Origin of the sequence: Caballeronia sp. PC1 (assembly GCF_021353155.1) — a bacterium.
In the GTDB taxonomy this organism is placed as follows: domain Bacteria; phylum Pseudomonadota; class Gammaproteobacteria; order Burkholderiales; family Burkholderiaceae; genus Caballeronia; species Caballeronia cordobensis.
Map to the genome: position 1 here is coordinate 2790141 of NZ_JAJUBH010000001.1, position 15464 is coordinate 2805604.

Here is a 15464-nt window from a genome sequence, read left to right on the forward strand (position 1 = left end):
CCTGCAGCACGGGTTGCAAGTAGCATCACATATGAACAGGTGCGGACCATGCTCCGCACTCGGGCCTCCCGGTCCGGAGCCGCGACGCGAAGCGCCGGCTCGGACCTGACAGGCGGCGAAAGATTTTTGACAATTTGGGTGGCTTTAACGATATGGCAGCTAGCGAAGGAACGCACGCTCTGGATCCGTCCGAGTACATTGCGCACCACTTACAGAATCTTTCCACCCACGCGCAGACGTCGATTTTCGATATCCACGTCTGGAATCTCGACACGCTGTTCTGGTCGATCGTGTGCGGTCTCCTCACCATCCTGATTCTCGGTCTTGCCGCACGCAAGGCGACGTCCGGCGTGCCCGGCCGTTTCCAGTGCGCAATCGAGATGCTGGTCGAGATGGTCGAAGACCAGTCGAAGTCGATGATCCACGGCAGCCGCCGCTTCATCGCTCCGCTCGCACTGACCGTGTTCGTCTGGGTCGCCCTGATGAACTCGCTCGACTTCATCCCCGTCGATCTGCCTGGCCGCATCATCGGCTGGCTGGGTCTCGAGAACGTGCTCCCGCATCATCGCATCGTGCCGACGGCCGACCTGAACGGCACCATCGGCATCGCGCTCGGCGTGTTCGTGCTGATGATCTACTACAACTTCAAGATCAAGGGCGCCGGCGGCTTCGTGCATGAACTGCTGTCCGCTCCGTTCGGCGCGCATCCGCTGCTGTGGATTCCGAACCTCGCGCTGAACATCATCGAGTTCGTCGCCAAGACGGTTTCGCTCGGCATGCGGCTTTTCGGCAACATGTACGCCGGCGAACTGCTGTTCCTCCTGATCGCCCTCTTGGGCAGCATGTGGACCTTCGCTGCGGACGCATCCGTGCTCGGTTTCATTGGCCATATTGTTGCGGGCACGGTTTGGGCGATCTTCCACATTCTGATCGTGCTGTTGCAGGCGTTCATTTTCATGATGCTGACGCTGGTGTACATCGGCCAGGCGCATGACTCGCACTGACGCTTCGCGGCAGTTCCGCGATCGTTAAGGTTCAAAGGTTTCAAGTTTCAATTTTTATAAATCCAGTTCCAAAGTCTTTAATCAAAGGAGTGATCATGCAAGCTTTCATCGCCAACATCCAAGGTCTGACCGCCATCGGTATCGGCATCATCATCGGCCTGGGTGCAATCGGCGCCTGTATCGGTATCGGTCTGATGGGCGGCAAGTACATTGAAGCGTGCGCCCGCCAGCCGGAACTGATGAACCCGCTGCAGACCAAGATGTTCCTGCTGGCTGGTCTGATCGACGCGGCGTTCCTGATCGGCGTTGGTGTGGCAATGCTGTTTGCGTTCGCGAACCCGCTGCTCTCGAAGCTCGCAGGCTGAGGTTCCTCGGAAGTGCGCGCCTGATCTTTTGACAGGACGCAAAACGGAACGGGTGAGGCGCTGATCGAGCTCAACAAGCCGATGAGCGCCTTTTAACCGTTTCACCTCCGATCAAGCAACGTTTAAGGAAACACCGTGAATCTCAACGCAACCCTGTTTGCGCAAATGGTCGTGTTTCTGATCCTCGCGTGGTTCACGATGAAGTTCGTGTGGCCGCCGTTGATCAACGCCCTCGACGAGCGCTCGAAGAAGATTGCCGACGGCCTCGCCGCCGCCGACAAGGGCAAAGCGGAACTCGAAGCAGCGCACAAGCGCGTCGACCAGGAGCTCGCCCAAGCACGCAACGACGGCCAGCAACGCATCGCCGACGCTGAAAAGCGCGCTGCCGCAGTCGCAGAAGAAATCAAGGCCAACGCGCAAGCCGAAGCCGCACGCATCGTTGCGCAAGCCAAGGCCGACGCCGACCAGCAAATCGTGAAGGCTCGCGAAGCGCTGCGTGGCGAAGTCGCCGCGCTCGCCGTGAAAGGCGCAGAGCAGATTCTGAAGCGCGAAGTCGATCAGAAGGCTCACGCCGATCTGCTGAATCAACTCAAAACCGAGCTCTGATCATGGCCGAACTTGCAACCATCGCTCGTCCTTACGCAGAAGCGCTGTTCCGCGTGGCCGAAACCGGCGATCTCGCGGGCTGGTCCACCTTCGTCGAGGAGCTGGCACAGGTTGCGCGTCTGCCCGAAGTGGAATCGGTCGCTTCGAGCCCGAAGGTGAACCGTCAGCAGATCGTCGATCTCCTGCTCGCCGCAGTGAAGTCGCCGCTCGCGCAGAGCAACGCGCAGGCGAAGAACTTCGTCGGCATGCTGGTCGAGAACCATCGACTGCCGCTGCTGCAGGAAATCGCCATCCAGTTCGACGAGCTGAAAAACGCCCGTGAAGGTGCTGCCGACGCTCATATCGTGAGCGCGTTTCCCCTCGAAGGCGAACAGTTGAACGACCTCGTTGCAAGCCTCGAACGCAAGTTCAAGCGCAAGCTGAAAGCGATCGTTTCCGTCGATCAGTCGCTGATCGGCGGCGTTCGCGTGACGGTTGGCGACGAAGTGCTCGATACCTCGGTCCGCGCGCGCCTTGCCAGCATGCAGACGGCTCTGACCGCCTGACGCTTCAAAGAAGCGCCTAGCTGGCACGCAACAGAATTGACTATCAGGAGCGAATAATGCAACTCAATCCCTCTGAGATCAGCGAGCTGATCAAGAGCCGGATCCAGGGCCTTGAAGCGAGCGCGGACGTTCGCAACCAGGGCACCGTGATCTCCGTGACCGACGGTATCGTGCGCATCCACGGCCTGTCGGACGTGATGCAGGGCGAAATGCTCGAATTCCCGGGCAACACCTTCGGCCTCGCGCTGAACCTCGAACGTGACTCGGTCGGCGCCGTTATTCTCGGCGAGTACGAGCACATCTCGGAAGGCGACATCGTCAAGACGACGGGCCGCATTCTCGAAGTGCCGGTTGGTCCGGAACTCATCGGCCGCGTGGTCGATGCGCTCGGCAACCCGATCGACGGCAAGGGCCCGATCAACGCGAAGGCAACGGACGCAATCGAAAAGATCGCCCCGGGCGTGATCTGGCGTAAGTCGGTGTCGCAGCCGGTGCAAACAGGTCTGAAGTCGATCGACTCGATGGTGCCGATCGGCCGCGGCCAGCGCGAGCTGATCATCGGCGACCGTCAGTGCGGCAAGACCGCGGTGGCCGTCGACGCGATCATCAACCAGAAGGGCAAGGACCTCATTTGTATCTACGTCGCGATCGGCCAGAAGGCATCGTCGATCATGAACGTGGTGCGCAAGCTCGAAGAAACCGGCGCGATGGCGTACACCATCGTCGTGGCGGCTTCGGCTTCGGAATCGGCTGCGATGCAATACCTCGCACCGTACGCCGGCTGCACGATGGGCGAATACTTCCGCGATCGCGGTCAAGACGCGCTGATCGTCTATGACGACTTGACCAAGCAAGCCTGGGCGTATCGCCAGATTTCGCTGCTGCTGCGCCGTCCGCCGGGCCGCGAAGCGTATCCGGGCGACGTGTTCTATCTGCACTCGCGTCTGCTCGAGCGTGCTGCTCGCGTCTCGGAAGAGTACGTCGAAAAGTTCACGAACGGCGAAGTGAAGGGCAAGAGCGGTTCGCTGACGGCGCTGCCGGTCATCGAAACGCAAGCTGGCGACGTGACCGCGTTCGTTCCGACGAACGTGATCTCGATTACCGACGGCCAGATCTTCCTTGAAACCGACCTGTTCAACGCCGGTATCCGTCCCGCGATCAACGCGGGCGTTTCGGTGTCGCGCGTCGGCGGTGCGGCTCAGACCAAGGTCGTGAAGAAGCTGTCGGGCGGTATTCGTACCGACCTCGCGCAGTATCGTGAACTGGCGGCGTTCGCACAGTTCGCATCGGACCTCGACGAAGCCACCCGCAAGCAGCTCGAACGCGGCCGCCGCGTGACGGAACTGCTCAAGCAGCCGCAGTATCAGCCGCTGCAAGTGTGGGAACTGTCGGTTTCGCTGTTCGCGGCGAACAACGGCTATCTGGACGACCTGGAAGTTTCGCAAGTGCTGCCGTTCGAAAAGGGCATGCGCGAATTCCTGAAGACCAGCCACGCCGATCTGATTAAGCGCATCGAAGACAACAAAGACTTGTCGAAGGACGACGAAGGCGCGCTGCATGCCGCGCTGAAGGACTTCAAGAAGTCGGGCGCTTATTGATCGGGATAGAGGAGCAACGCGCGATGCCGGTGTCGAACATGCGACATCGCGCGGCTTCGATCAAGGAGTAAGCAATGGCTGGAATGAAGGAAATTCGCGGCAAGATCAAGAGCGTGCAGAACACGCGCAAGATCACGAAAGCGATGGAAATGGTCGCCGCATCGAAGATGCGCCGCGCCCAGGAGCGCATGCGTTCCGCCCGTCCGTATGCCGACAAGGTCCGCGCGATCGCTTCGCACATGAGCAAGGCGAACCCCGAGTATCGCCATCCGTTCATGGTCGAGAACAAGGGCGTGAATACGGCCGGCCTGATCCTCGTCACGACCGACAAGGGTCTGTGCGGCGGCATGAACACGAACATCCTGCGTGCGTCGCTGAACAAGATCAAGGAACTCGATCAGAGCGGTGTGAAGATCGAAGCGTCGGCGATCGGCGGCAAGGGTTTGGGCTTCCTGAACCGGCTGAAGGCGAATGTCGTGTCGCAAGTGACGCAACTGGGCGACACGCCGCATCTGGAAAAGCTGATCGGCGCGATCAAGGTGCAGCTCGACCTGTATTCGGAAGGCAAGATCAACGCGGTGTACCTGGCGTACACGCGCTTCATCAATACGATGAAGCAGGAAGCGGTGATCGAGCAGCTGCTGCCGCTGTCGGTGGATGATCTCCACGCGAAGGACGAAGAAGGCGCCATGCCGAAGACTTCGTGGGATTACATCTACGAGCCGGACGCGCAAACCGTGGTGGACGAGCTTCTGGTCCGCTACGTCGAAGCGCTCGTCTATCAGGCCGTCGCGGAAAACATGGCGTCGGAGCAGTCCGCGCGCATGGTCGCGATGAAGGCCGCGTCCGACAACGCGAAGACCGTGATCAACGAACTGCAGCTCGTCTACAACAAGAGCCGCCAGGCCGCGATTACGAAAGAATTGTCGGAAATCGTCGGCGGCGCCGCTGCGGTCTGATTTTGCTGACCGCGTGAAAGAACACAGTATCTAAAGGAAATGCGATGAGTACTACTGCTTTGGTAGAAGGCAAGATCGTACAGTGCATCGGCGCCGTTATCGACGTGGAATTTCCGCGTGCGGAAATGCCGAAAATCTACGACGCGCTCATTCTGGAAGGCACCGAACTGACGCTCGAAGTCCAGCAGCAGCTGGGCGACGGCGTGGTGCGCACCATCTGTCTGGGTGCGTCCGACGGTCTGCGCCGCGGCACCGTGGTCAAGAACACGGGCAAGCCCATCAGCGTGCCGGTCGGCAAGCCGACGCTCGGCCGCATCATGGACGTGCTCGGCCGTCCGATCGACGAAGCGGGTCCGATCGCCTCGGAAACCACGCGCTCGATCCATCAGAAGGCGCCTTCGTTCGAAGACCTGTCGCCGTCGACGGAACTGCTCGAAACCGGCATCAAGGTTATCGACCTGATCTGCCCGTTCGCGAAGGGCGGCAAGGTCGGTCTGTTCGGCGGCGCTGGCGTCGGCAAGACCGTGAACATGATGGAACTCATCAACAACATCGCGAAGGAGCACGGCGGTTACTCCGTGTTCGCGGGCGTGGGTGAGCGTACCCGTGAAGGGAACGACTTCTATCACGAAATGAAGGACTCGAACGTTCTCGACAAGGTCGCGCTGGTGTACGGCCAGATGAACGAGCCGCCGGGCAACCGTCTGCGCGTCGCGCTGACCGGTCTGACGATGGCCGAGCACTTCCGTGACGAAGGCCTCGACGTGCTCTTCTTCGTCGACAACATCTACCGTTTCACGCTGGCGGGTACGGAAGTGTCCGCTCTGCTCGGCCGTATGCCTTCGGCAGTGGGCTATCAGCCGACGCTGGCTGAAGAAATGGGCAAGCTGCAAGAGCGTATTACGTCGACCAAGACCGGCTCGATCACGTCGGTTCAGGCCGTGTACGTTCCTGCGGATGACTTGACCGACCCGTCGCCGGCTACGACCTTCGGCCACCTTGACGCAACCGTCGTGTTGTCGCGTGACATCGCTTCGCTGGGTATCTACCCGGCAGTGGACCCGCTCGATTCGACCTCGCGTCAGATCGACCCGCACGTGATTGGCGAAGAGCATTACTCGATCACGCGCGGCGTGCAGCAGACGCTGCAGCGCTACAAGGAACTGCGCGACATTATCGCGATTCTGGGCATGGACGAACTGTCGCCGGAAGACAAGCTGTCGGTCTCGCGCGCGCGTAAGATCCAGCGTTTCCTGTCGCAGCCGTTCCACGTTGCTGAAGTGTTCACGGGCTCGCCGGGCAAGTACGTGCCGCTGAAGGAAACCATCCGCGGCTTCAAGATGATCGTCGAAGGTGAGTGCGATCATCTGCCGGAGCAGGCGTTCTACATGGTCGGCACGATCGACGAAGCCTTCGAAAAGGCCAAGAAGATCCAGTAAAGGTCGGGTGTTTTCAGGCGGACGCCGGTGCATGCGCCGGCGTCCACGAATACACGAGACCCTAGGAGTCGACACATATGGCAACCATCAAGGTAGACGTCGTCAGCGCGGAAGAGGAGATCTTCTCGGGCCAGGCGAAGTTCGTCGCGCTGCCGGGCGAAGCGGGTGAACTGGGCATTCTGCCGGGTCACACGCCGCTCATCACGCGCATTCGTCCGGGCGCGGTGCGCATTGAGGCGGAAGACGGAACGGAAGAGTTCGTGTTCGTCGCTGGCGGGATTCTCGAAATCCAGCCGGGCGTCGTGACCGTGCTCGCCGACACCGCCATCCGCGGCGCCGATCTCGACGAAGCGAAGGCAGAGCAAGCGAAGAAGCGCGCCGAGGAAGCGATTCAGAACAACACCTCGGAGCTCGAGTACGCGACCGCGCAAGCGGAACTCGCCTACGCGACGGCTCAACTCGCGGCGATCCAGCGTCTGCGCAAGGCGCACGCGAAGCATTGAGCGCGCGACGCGCCACGCGGCGTTCAGCAGTAGAAAAAAGCAGCCTTCGGGCTGCTTTTTTTATGCTCCAAATCGGCAAAGCGCGCGCGCATATCTGCATATCGGTTGTGTGACCTGCCCGCCAATTCGTCCCAACGCATTGATTTCATTTTATTTTTCACGCTATCACGAAAACGGCATTGCGGGGAAACACTCAATGTCCGCAGGCGTCTCCGCGATGCACAATGGCCTCCATTTAGCCTTCATCGGGCGGCGATTCACCTTGGCGGAGACCATCGATGGCAATTGAACCGACGCAGGCCGGCGCGCAGATCGAACCGCGCGACGGTATTTCCTATGTTCGCGGCGCGACCGACATTCCTCTGAGCGACGCCACCGTCGCGCGGTTTCTGCTCGAAACCGCCGGTCGCTTTCCGGATCGGCCGGCGGTCGTATTCCGTGAGCAGAATATCCGCTGGACGTGGCGCGAATTCGCGCACGAAGTCGATGTGCTGGCGAGCGGCCTGCTCGCGCTCGGCATCCAGGCGGGCGATCGCGTCGGCATCTGGTCGCCGAACCGCATCGAATGGCTGCTGACGCAGTTCGCCACCGCGCGCATGGGTGCCGTGATGGTGAACATCAATCCGGCGTACCGGCTGGCCGAGCTCGAATACGCGCTCAACAAGGTCGGCTGCAAGGCGATCATCGCGGCCGAGCAATTCAAGACGTCGAAATACCTGGAGATGCTTCAGGCGCTCGCACCCGAACTCGCCGGCGCCGAGCCCAACGCCCTTCACGCCGCAAAGCTCCCTGAGTTGCGCGCCGTCATTCGAATGGGCGAGGGCAAGACGCCCGGCATGCTCAACTTCGACGAGGTGATGCACACCGGCCGCGCGCAAGCGGACAAAACGAAGCTCGACGCACTCGAAGCGAAGTTCGCGCCGGACGATGCCATCAACATTCAGTTCACGAGCGGCACGACGGGCAACCCGAAGGGCGCGACGCTCACGCATCGGAACATCGTCAACAACGCGCGCTATATCGCGATGGCGATGCGCCTCACCGAGCAGGATTCGCTCTGCATCCCGGTGCCGCTGTATCACTGCTTCGGCATGGTGCTGGCGGTGCTCGCGTGCGTGTCGACCGGCTGCGCGATGGTGTTCCCCGGCGAAGCGTTCGACCCTGGCGCGACGCTCGCCGCCGTTCGCGAGGAGCGCTGCACCGCGCTGCACGGCGTGCCGACGATGTTCATCGCCGAACTCGATCACCCCGACTTCGCGAAGTACGACCTGAGCCGCCTGCGCACGGGCATCATGGCCGGCTCGCCGTGTCCGATCGAAACGATGAAGCGCGTCGTGTCGACGATGCACCTGAGTGAAATCACGATTGCCTACGGCATGACCGAGACGAGCCCCGTCTCCTTCCAAAGCTCCACGACCGATCCGCTCGACAAACGCACGACCACTGTCGGACGCATTCAGCCGCATCTCGAAGTGAAGATCGTCGATCCGCTGGGGAAGATCGTGCCCGTCGGCGAGACGGGCGAACTCTGCACGCGCGGTTATTCGGTGATGAAGGGCTATTGGGACGACGAAGCCAAGACGCGCGAGGCGATCGTCGACGGCTGGATGCACACCGGCGACCTCGCGACGCTCGACGCCGAAGGCTATTGCAACATCGTCGGACGGCTGAAGGACATGCTGATCCGCGGCGGCGAAAACATCTATCCGCGCGAGATCGAGGAATTCCTGTTCCGTCATCCGAAGGTGCAATCGGTGCAGGTGTTCGGCGTGCCGGACCAGAAGTATGACGAAGAGGTGTGCGCGTGGATCGTCGTGCGGCCGGGCGAGCAGGCGAGCGAAGAGGAAATTCGCGAGTTCTGTCAGGGGCAGATCGCGCATTACAAGATTCCGCGCTATATCCGCTTCGTCGACGAGTTGCCGATGACCGTTACCGGCAAGGCGCAGAAGTTCGTGATGCGCGCGCGGATGATCGACGAACTGAAGCTCGCCGAGGCGAAGACCGCCTGACGTCTCACCGAAAGCGGACGCAGAAATGACGAAGGGAGCGCCGCGGCGCTCCCTTCTGTCCTGGACCGGGCGTCGTCGCACCGAACGGGCGGCCAACGCAAACGTTTGTCCAGACGAAAAAAAAGCGGGCCTGGAGCCCGCTAAAAACCACACGCTACGGGGTTAGCGCGAGGAGACCAATCGTGGGATGTTCGAATGCCTTTCCATTCGAAGAACGATCCCAACACGGATGCCCCCGGTAAGAGAGCTCGGACCAAAAGTCTGCCACCGGACACGCGGCTTTTGCACAGCGCGCCCGAATACATCCGTGTTGAAACCGTTTGAACAGATTGTGGGCGAATTGATTCCGGGTCGCCGTAACAAAGTGTTTCAGGTTGTAACCCCCGTCCCATAAGGCTGGAGGGAAATTTTCTCCGGATAAATGCGCGATTACCGAAAATATATTGTCTGCTAGTCAGATGATTTATCCGATCGGAATGTCCGGACACAAAAATGCCGCTTTTTCGCACTAGTGCGATTATTCTAAACGCGCACGAAAAAAGAACGGGTGGACGCATGAAATCGAAGCGCAATCGCGTCGCGCCCGCCCATTAGCCCACGAAAGCCATGGAGACACGCATGACCATCGACTCAGCCTTGCTTCGCTACCACCGCGCCATCGCCGAAGCGTTTCCGCTTCTGAAGCCCGGCGCGGATGCGCAAGCAGTGCGAGACCGCTTCAGTCAGATCGCCAAAGCATACGCCCAGCCGCGCGGCGATGCGGTGAGCGCGGAAGATATCGCGATTCCGCTCGCAGGCCGCACGCTCGCCGCGCGCGTCTATAAGCCGAAAGCGGTGCGCGGCCCGCTGCCGCTCCTCGTCTATTTTCACGGCGGCGGATGGGTGGTCGGCGATCTCGACACGCACGATGGCCTGGTCGAACGGCTCGCGCTCGATTCGCAATGCGCGGTGGCGAGCGTGGATTACCGGCTTGCGCCGGAGCATCCGTTTCCCGCGCCGTGCGACGACGCGCTCGATGCGCTCATCTGGTTCGCGGAGCATCGTTCGCGGCTCGGCTTCGCGACCGACCGGCTGGCGGTGGGCGGCGACAGCGCGGGCGCGCATCTGGCGGTCGTCGCCGCGCGTGAGGCGAATCAGCGCGTGGCCGGCCTCGTCGGTTGTCAGTTGCTTCTTTATCCGGTCATGCGCCGCCAGTTCGAAAGCCCGAGTTGCCTCGCGAACGCGAATGGCCCGGGGCTCACGAACGACGAAATGAAATGGTACTGGGCGCAGTTTCTGTCGGGCGTAACGCCGCACGATCACGACGTGCGGGCGTTTCCCCTCGCCGAACCGTTCGAGCGCACGCCCGCGCCCGCGATCGTGGTCGCGGCGGCCCACGACCCGCTCTACGACGACGCCTTCGAACTCGAACGCTTTCTCGCGGCCAATGGCGGCCGTGTCGAACTGATCGACGCCCGCGATATGTCGCACGGATTCGCGCGCGTGCATTCGCAGTCCGATGCGGCGCTCGACTGGCTGCGCCGCATCGGCGAGCGCATGGGTGAATGCGTGCGCGCCGGGCGCTGAGCAGCGGGCGTGGATCCTTACTTCAGCCACTTGTCGTAGACGGCCTGAAACTCGCCCGACGAACGGGCGAGGTGCAGCCATTGATCGACATACTGCTGGAACGGCACGTCTCCGCGCGGTAGCAAATACGCCTTCTCGCCGAACTGGAACGGCTTGTCCGGATGCACCGAGCACAGTCCGGGATTGAGCTTTTGCTGAAGCAAGGTTTCGGAGGCGTCCGTGACCATGACATCGGCCTTGCCTTCGAGGATCTGCTTGAAGATCGTCACGTTGTCCGGATACTCGATCAGTTGCGAATGCGGGAAAAACTGCTTCGCGAAGCGTTCGTTGGTACCGCCCGGATTGACGATCGTGCGCACGTTCGGCTGATCGATCTGCGCGACCGTCTGATACTTCTCGACATCGTCGCAGCGCACGATCGGCGTCTTTCCGTCCTCCATGTAGGGCGCCGTGAAGAAGGCGCGCTTCTGCCGTTCGAGCGTGGTCGACACGCCGCCCACGGCGACATCGCATTTGGCGACGAAATCGTTCATCAGGCTCGACCACGACGTCTTCACGTATTCCGCCTTCGCGCCGAGCGACTTGGCGAGACTCTCCGCGAGATCGATGTCGATGCCCTCGAACTGCCCGTCCGTGCGCAGGAACGAATACGGCTTGTAGTCACCCGTCGTGCAGATGCGCAGTGTCTTGCGCGCGAGGACGTCGTCGAGCCGCGAGGGCGTCACTGCGGGCGTGGGCGCGGCGGGCTTAGTGCCCGCGACACTGCCGGCTTGAATCGTCTGAGCGTGCGCGGCATTCGCGAGCGAAAGGGACAGCGACAGCGACAACGCGATGGCGGTAACGGCAAAAGCAGGTTGCATCGATTCTCCTGGTTCTAGTTGTGTAAGCACATCGATCATAACGATGCGATCCGCCGTCCGACATCCGGCCAAACGGCATAGGCCGCCCTGCGCGAAGCTTTCGAATCGCTGGGATCACTCAAGGAAAACGCCTTGCCGCTCCGGTAGAATGGACGATTCTTCGCCTTCGGCATCGAGCGACGTGGCACACACTCTTCTGAACGACACCTTCCTGCGCGCGCTGCTGCGTCAGCCGACCGATTACACGCCGATCTGGCTCATGCGCCAGGCCGGCCGCTATCTGCCGGAATACAACGCGACGCGCGCCCGCGCGGGCAGTTTTCTCGGCCTCGCGAAGAATCCGGATTACGCGACCGAGGTGACGCTTCAGCCGCTCGAACGCTTTCCGCTCGACGCCGCGATTCTCTTCTCCGACATCCTGACCGTGCCCGACGCAATGGGCCTCGGCCTGAACTTCGTGCAGGGCGAAGGTCCGCGCTTCGAGCGCACGGTGCGCACCGAAGACGACGTGAAACGCCTCGCCGTGCCCGACATCGGCGCCACGCTTTCCTACGTCACCGATGCCGTCAGCCAGATCCGCCGCGCGCTCACCGACGCGCAAGGCCGTCAGAAGGTGCCGCTCATCGGTTTTTCGGGCAGCCCGTGGACGCTCGCGTGCTACATGGTGGAAGGCGGCGGCTCGGACGATCATCGCACCGTCAAGTCGATGGCTTATTCGCGGCCCGATCTGATGCACCGCATCCTCGACGTGAACGCGCAAGCCGTCACCGCCTACCTGAACGCGCAGATCGAAGCGGGCGCGCAAGCCGTGATGATCTTCGACACATGGGGCGGCGCACTCGCCGACGGCGCGTACCAGCGTTTCTCGCTCGACTACATCGCGAAAGTGGTCTCGGGGCTCAAGCGCGAGCACGACGGCGAGCGCGTGCCCGTCATCACGTTCACGAAGGGCGGCGGGTTGTGGATCGAGGAAATCGCCGCGACCGGCGTCGATGCGGTCGGTCTCGACTGGACCATGAATCTGGGCACGGCGCGGGAGAAGGTCGGATCGCGCGTGGCGCTGCAAGGCAATATCGATCCGAGCGTGCTGTTCGCGCCGCCAGCGAACATCCGCACGGAAGCGCGCGCCGTGCTGGAGAGCTTCGGGAATTTTCCCGGCCACGTCTTCAATCTGGGTCACGGCATCTCGCAATTCACGCCGCCCGAGCACGTCGCCGAGCTCGTCGACGAAGTCCATCGTCACAGCCGGGCCATGCGCGCGGCGCAATCCCCCCGCTGAACGCCTGCTGAAACCGGCTTTTCGGCGTGTGCTGCATTGCGGCAACGGCACGCCGGGAGCGGTTGTCAGGGGAGGGAGCATTCCTTCGCAATCCCCCGTCTCTGGCGGCGTCACCCGATGTCAAGACTGACTTATGCACAATTTGTTCGCTGCGACGCGCCATCAGACATATGGCCGCCAGCAACCAATAACGTGTCGCTATGTGTGCTACAAGTCAATGATTCTGAACGGTTTTCAAGAGCTTTACCCGAAATGTGGGCCAGCGCACATAAGGCTTTCGTGACATTGTTTGTCGCGATGGGGGGCGCACTTCTCAACAAAGTTATCCACAGGTCTGTGGAAAGCATCGGAAATCCAAAAATAATCGGCGGTTTACAGACGATTCTGATGTTTCACTTTAACTTCGTCTCGCCTGGGCCCATTGCTGTGTCGAGCGCTCGTGCGCGGGGCCCGGCGCGATGACTGAGGTTTTCGTCCGCGTCGCCGTCGATCAGCCTCTGGCCGTGCTGTTCGACTACCGCTACGCCTTGCCGGACGCGCCTGTCGTCGGCACGCTGGTGCAGGTGCCGTTCGGGCGGCGCGACGTCGTCGGGCTGATCTGCGAAATCGCTTATTCAAGCGACGTGCCTGCCGCCAAACTCCGCAACGTCACATCGATTTGCAACGGCTGCGCGCCGCTTTCCGATGCCTGGATCGCGCTCGCCAGCTTCGCCGCCGATTATTACCAGCGCGGTCTGGGCGAAGTCGCGTTGCCGGCGCTGCCGCAGGCTTTACGCGACGCTTCGCGCTGGGACCGGCTTTTCGCCGTCGAGCCGCGCTATCGGTTGCTGGACCAGGGGCGTGCGCATCTTCCCGGCGCGTTGCCGGCGCGCGCAAGCGCCTTGCGCCGTCTGGCCGATGCGCTGGCCGAAGCGCCGGCGCTCGGTTTGTCCGATGCCCGCGCGCTGCATCCCAAAGCGAGCGCGACCTTCGATGACTGGCTCGCGCGCGGCTGGATCGACCTCGCCGCGCCGGATTTCACGGAAGCGGACACGGGCACGCCCGCGCCGACCGCCAACGCAACGCTTCCCGTTCTGACCGCCGAACAGCGCGATGCCGTCGATGCGATCGCGCAGGCGCAAGGCTTCGCGCCGTTCCTGCTCCACGGCGTGACGGGCAGCGGCAAGACCGAGGTGTATCTGCACGCGCTCGCCGCGCTGCTCGCCGAGCGGCCGGACGCACAGGCGCTCGTGCTCGTCCCCGAAATCAATCTGACGCCGCAGTTCGAAGCCGCGTTTCGCGCGCGCTTCGCCGCGCTGGCGCACGGCTCCATCGTCACGATGCACAGCGGTCTGGCCGAAGGCGAGCGCGCGCGTCACTGGCTTGCGGCGCACACGGGCAGCGCGCGCATCGTGCTGGGCACGCGACTCGCGATTCTCGCGTCGATGCCCAAGCTCGCGATGATCGTCGTGGATGAAGAGCACGATCCCGCGTACAAGCAGCAGGAAGGCTTGCGCTATTCCGCACGCGATCTGGCGGTCTATCGCGCGAAGCAACTCGGCATTCCCGCCGTGCTCGGATCGGCGACGCCGTCGCTCGAAACCTGGTGGCAGGCCGAGCAGGGCCGATACACGCGATTGACGCTCACGCGCCGCGCGGTCGCGGAAGCGGCGTTGCCGACCGTCAAGCTCATCGATCTCGAAGAGGAAAGACGGCGCGGGCGCGCGTCGGTCGAAGGATTGGCGGGGCCGCTCATCGCCGCGCTCAAATCGCGCGTGGAACGCGGCGAGCAAAGTCTCGTGTTCCTCAACCGGCGCGGCTATGCGCCGATCCTGTCCTGCGACGCTTGCGGCTGGGTGGCCGGTTGTCCGCGCTGCAGCGCCTATGCGGTGCTTCACAAGCCGGAGCGCGCGCTGCGTTGTCATCATTGTGGCTGGGAATCGCGCATTCCGAAGTCGTGTCCGGAGTGCGGCAACATCGATATCGCACCGATGGGCCGCGGCACGCAGCGTGTCGAGGAAACGCTCGCGAACGTGGTGCCGGGCGCGCGCGTGCTGCGCATCGACGCCGACAGCACGCGCCGCAAGGGCAGCGCGCAGGCGCTTTTTTCCGACGTCCACGCGGGCGAAGTCGATATCCTGGTCGGCACGCAAATGATCGCGAAGGGGCACGATTTCCGGCGCGTGACGTTCGTCGGCGTGCTCAATGCCGATACCGCGCTGTTTTCGCACGACTTCCGCGCAAGCGAGCGGCTCTTCGCGCAACTGACGCAAGTGAGCGGCCGTGCGGGACGCGCCGGTTTGCCCGGCGAGGTGATGATCCAGACGCGCTATCCGCGTCACGCGCTGTATCAGGCGCTATCGCGGCAGGATTACGTGGGCTTCGCCAACTCGACGCTTTCGGAACGGCGCGACGCCTGTCTGCCGCCGTTCGTCTATCAGGCGATGCTGCGCGCGGAAGGACGGACGCTGGAAGCGGCGCTCGGCTTTCTCGCCGAAGCGGCGGCCGCCTTCGCGCCGTTGCCCGGCGCCGAGCGCGTCACGGTCTACGACGCCGTGCCGCTCACCATCGTGAAAGTGTTCAATGTTCATCGGGCGCAACTGCTGCTCGAAAGCGGGTCGCGCGCGGCGCTTCAGACGGCGCTGCACGCATGGCAGCCGGTGCTGCGCTCGCTCAGGGGCGTGCTGCGCTGGAACGTCGAGGTCGATCCGCTGGACGTCTGATTCACTGGCTGCGCCGCGGCGCAACCCGG

At 62.4% G+C, this 15464-nt stretch carries 13 protein-coding genes; 12 read left to right on the forward strand and 1 reads right to left on the reverse strand.

Going from position 1 to position 15464, the window contains the following annotated elements; translation table 11 throughout:
- Nucleotides 1-152: 152 nt before the first annotated feature.
- From atpB to LY284_RS13380, 10 genes are all read left to right on the forward strand, one after another.
- Nucleotides 153-1004 (forward strand): F0F1 ATP synthase subunit A, encoded by an 852-nt coding sequence (atpB, locus tag LY284_RS13335; protein WP_233386692.1) that lies wholly within the window; start codon nt 153-155, stop codon nt 1002-1004.
- Nucleotides 1005-1099: 95 nt separating this feature from the next.
- Nucleotides 1100-1369: a F0F1 ATP synthase subunit C gene (atpE, locus tag LY284_RS13340; RefSeq protein ID WP_007180033.1), complete on the forward strand. Its 270-nt coding sequence runs from the start codon at nt 1100-1102 to the stop codon at nt 1367-1369.
- 135 nt (nt 1370-1504) lie between these two features.
- On the forward strand, nt 1505-1975 hold the full coding sequence (locus LY284_RS13345) for a F0F1 ATP synthase subunit B (RefSeq protein ID WP_008352476.1): 471 nt from the start codon (nt 1505-1507) through the stop codon (nt 1973-1975).
- Between the two features lie 2 nt (nt 1976-1977).
- Nucleotides 1978-2520, forward strand: a complete 543-nt coding sequence (locus LY284_RS13350; RefSeq protein ID WP_014192678.1) for a F0F1 ATP synthase subunit delta — start codon at nt 1978-1980, stop codon at nt 2518-2520.
- Between the two features lie 56 nt (nt 2521-2576).
- The gene (atpA, locus tag LY284_RS13355) at nt 2577-4118 is read left to right on the forward strand and encodes a F0F1 ATP synthase subunit alpha (RefSeq protein WP_014192677.1); all 1542 of its coding nucleotides are present in this window, start codon (nt 2577-2579) and stop codon (nt 4116-4118) included.
- A gap of 74 nt (nt 4119-4192) precedes the next feature.
- Nucleotides 4193-5077: a F0F1 ATP synthase subunit gamma gene (atpG, locus tag LY284_RS13360; RefSeq protein ID WP_014192676.1), complete on the forward strand. Its 885-nt coding sequence runs from the start codon at nt 4193-4195 to the stop codon at nt 5075-5077.
- Between the two features lie 44 nt (nt 5078-5121).
- On the forward strand, nt 5122-6516 hold the full coding sequence (gene atpD / locus LY284_RS13365; RefSeq protein WP_233386693.1) for a F0F1 ATP synthase subunit beta: 1395 nt from the start codon (nt 5122-5124) through the stop codon (nt 6514-6516).
- Between the two features lie 77 nt (nt 6517-6593).
- Nucleotides 6594-7019 carry a F0F1 ATP synthase subunit epsilon gene (locus LY284_RS13370; protein WP_014192674.1) on the forward strand — a complete coding sequence of 142 codons (426 nt, stop codon included), beginning with the start codon at nt 6594-6596 and terminating at the stop codon, nt 7017-7019.
- A gap of 278 nt (nt 7020-7297) precedes the next feature.
- Nucleotides 7298-9028 carry an AMP-binding protein gene (locus LY284_RS13375; protein ID WP_233386695.1) on the forward strand — a complete coding sequence of 577 codons (1731 nt, stop codon included), beginning with the start codon at nt 7298-7300 and terminating at the stop codon, nt 9026-9028.
- Between the two features lie 618 nt (nt 9029-9646).
- The gene (locus tag LY284_RS13380) at nt 9647-10594 is read left to right on the forward strand and encodes an alpha/beta hydrolase (protein WP_014192672.1); all 948 of its coding nucleotides are present in this window, start codon (nt 9647-9649) and stop codon (nt 10592-10594) included.
- Between the two features lie 17 nt (nt 10595-10611).
- Here LY284_RS13380 and LY284_RS13385 read toward each other — a convergent pair whose 3' ends face one another.
- Nucleotides 10612-11454, reverse strand: a complete 843-nt coding sequence (locus LY284_RS13385; protein WP_041730835.1) for a transporter substrate-binding domain-containing protein — start codon at nt 11452-11454, stop codon at nt 10612-10614.
- A 181-nt stretch (nt 11455-11635) separates the two neighbouring features.
- Here LY284_RS13385 and hemE point away from each other — a divergent pair, with 181 nt between their 5' ends.
- Nucleotides 11636-12733 (forward strand): uroporphyrinogen decarboxylase, encoded by a 1098-nt coding sequence (hemE, locus tag LY284_RS13390; protein ID WP_041731205.1) that lies wholly within the window; start codon nt 11636-11638, stop codon nt 12731-12733.
- 458 nt (nt 12734-13191) lie between these two features.
- Nucleotides 13192-15435, forward strand: a complete 2244-nt coding sequence (locus LY284_RS13395; RefSeq protein ID WP_233386697.1) for a primosomal protein N' — start codon at nt 13192-13194, stop codon at nt 15433-15435.
- Nucleotides 15436-15464 lie beyond the last annotated feature (29 nt).

Excerpts from the sequence above, each read along its gene's own strand:
- LY284_RS13350 (WP_014192678.1), top strand. The coding sequence starts at position 1,978 with ATGGCCGAACTTGCAACCATCGCTCGTCCTTACGCAGAAGCGCTGTTC.
- LY284_RS13385 (WP_041730835.1), bottom strand. The coding sequence starts at position 11,454 with ATGCAACCTGCTTTTGCCGTTACCGCCATCGCGTTGTCGCTGTCGCTG.
- atpA (WP_014192677.1), top strand. The coding sequence starts at position 2,577 with ATGCAACTCAATCCCTCTGAGATCAGCGAGCTGATCAAGAGCCGGATC.
- atpD (WP_233386693.1), top strand. The coding sequence starts at position 5,122 with ATGAGTACTACTGCTTTGGTAGAAGGCAAGATCGTACAGTGCATCGGC.
- LY284_RS13375 (WP_233386695.1), top strand. The coding sequence starts at position 7,298 with ATGGCAATTGAACCGACGCAGGCCGGCGCGCAGATCGAACCGCGCGAC.
- atpB (WP_233386692.1), top strand. The coding sequence starts at position 153 with ATGGCAGCTAGCGAAGGAACGCACGCTCTGGATCCGTCCGAGTACATT.
- LY284_RS13380 (WP_014192672.1), top strand. The coding sequence starts at position 9,647 with ATGACCATCGACTCAGCCTTGCTTCGCTACCACCGCGCCATCGCCGAA.
- LY284_RS13395 (WP_233386697.1), top strand. The coding sequence starts at position 13,192 with ATGACTGAGGTTTTCGTCCGCGTCGCCGTCGATCAGCCTCTGGCCGTG.
- LY284_RS13370 (WP_014192674.1), top strand. The coding sequence starts at position 6,594 with ATGGCAACCATCAAGGTAGACGTCGTCAGCGCGGAAGAGGAGATCTTC.
- atpE (WP_007180033.1), top strand. The coding sequence starts at position 1,100 with ATGCAAGCTTTCATCGCCAACATCCAAGGTCTGACCGCCATCGGTATC.
- atpG (WP_014192676.1), top strand. The coding sequence starts at position 4,193 with ATGGCTGGAATGAAGGAAATTCGCGGCAAGATCAAGAGCGTGCAGAAC.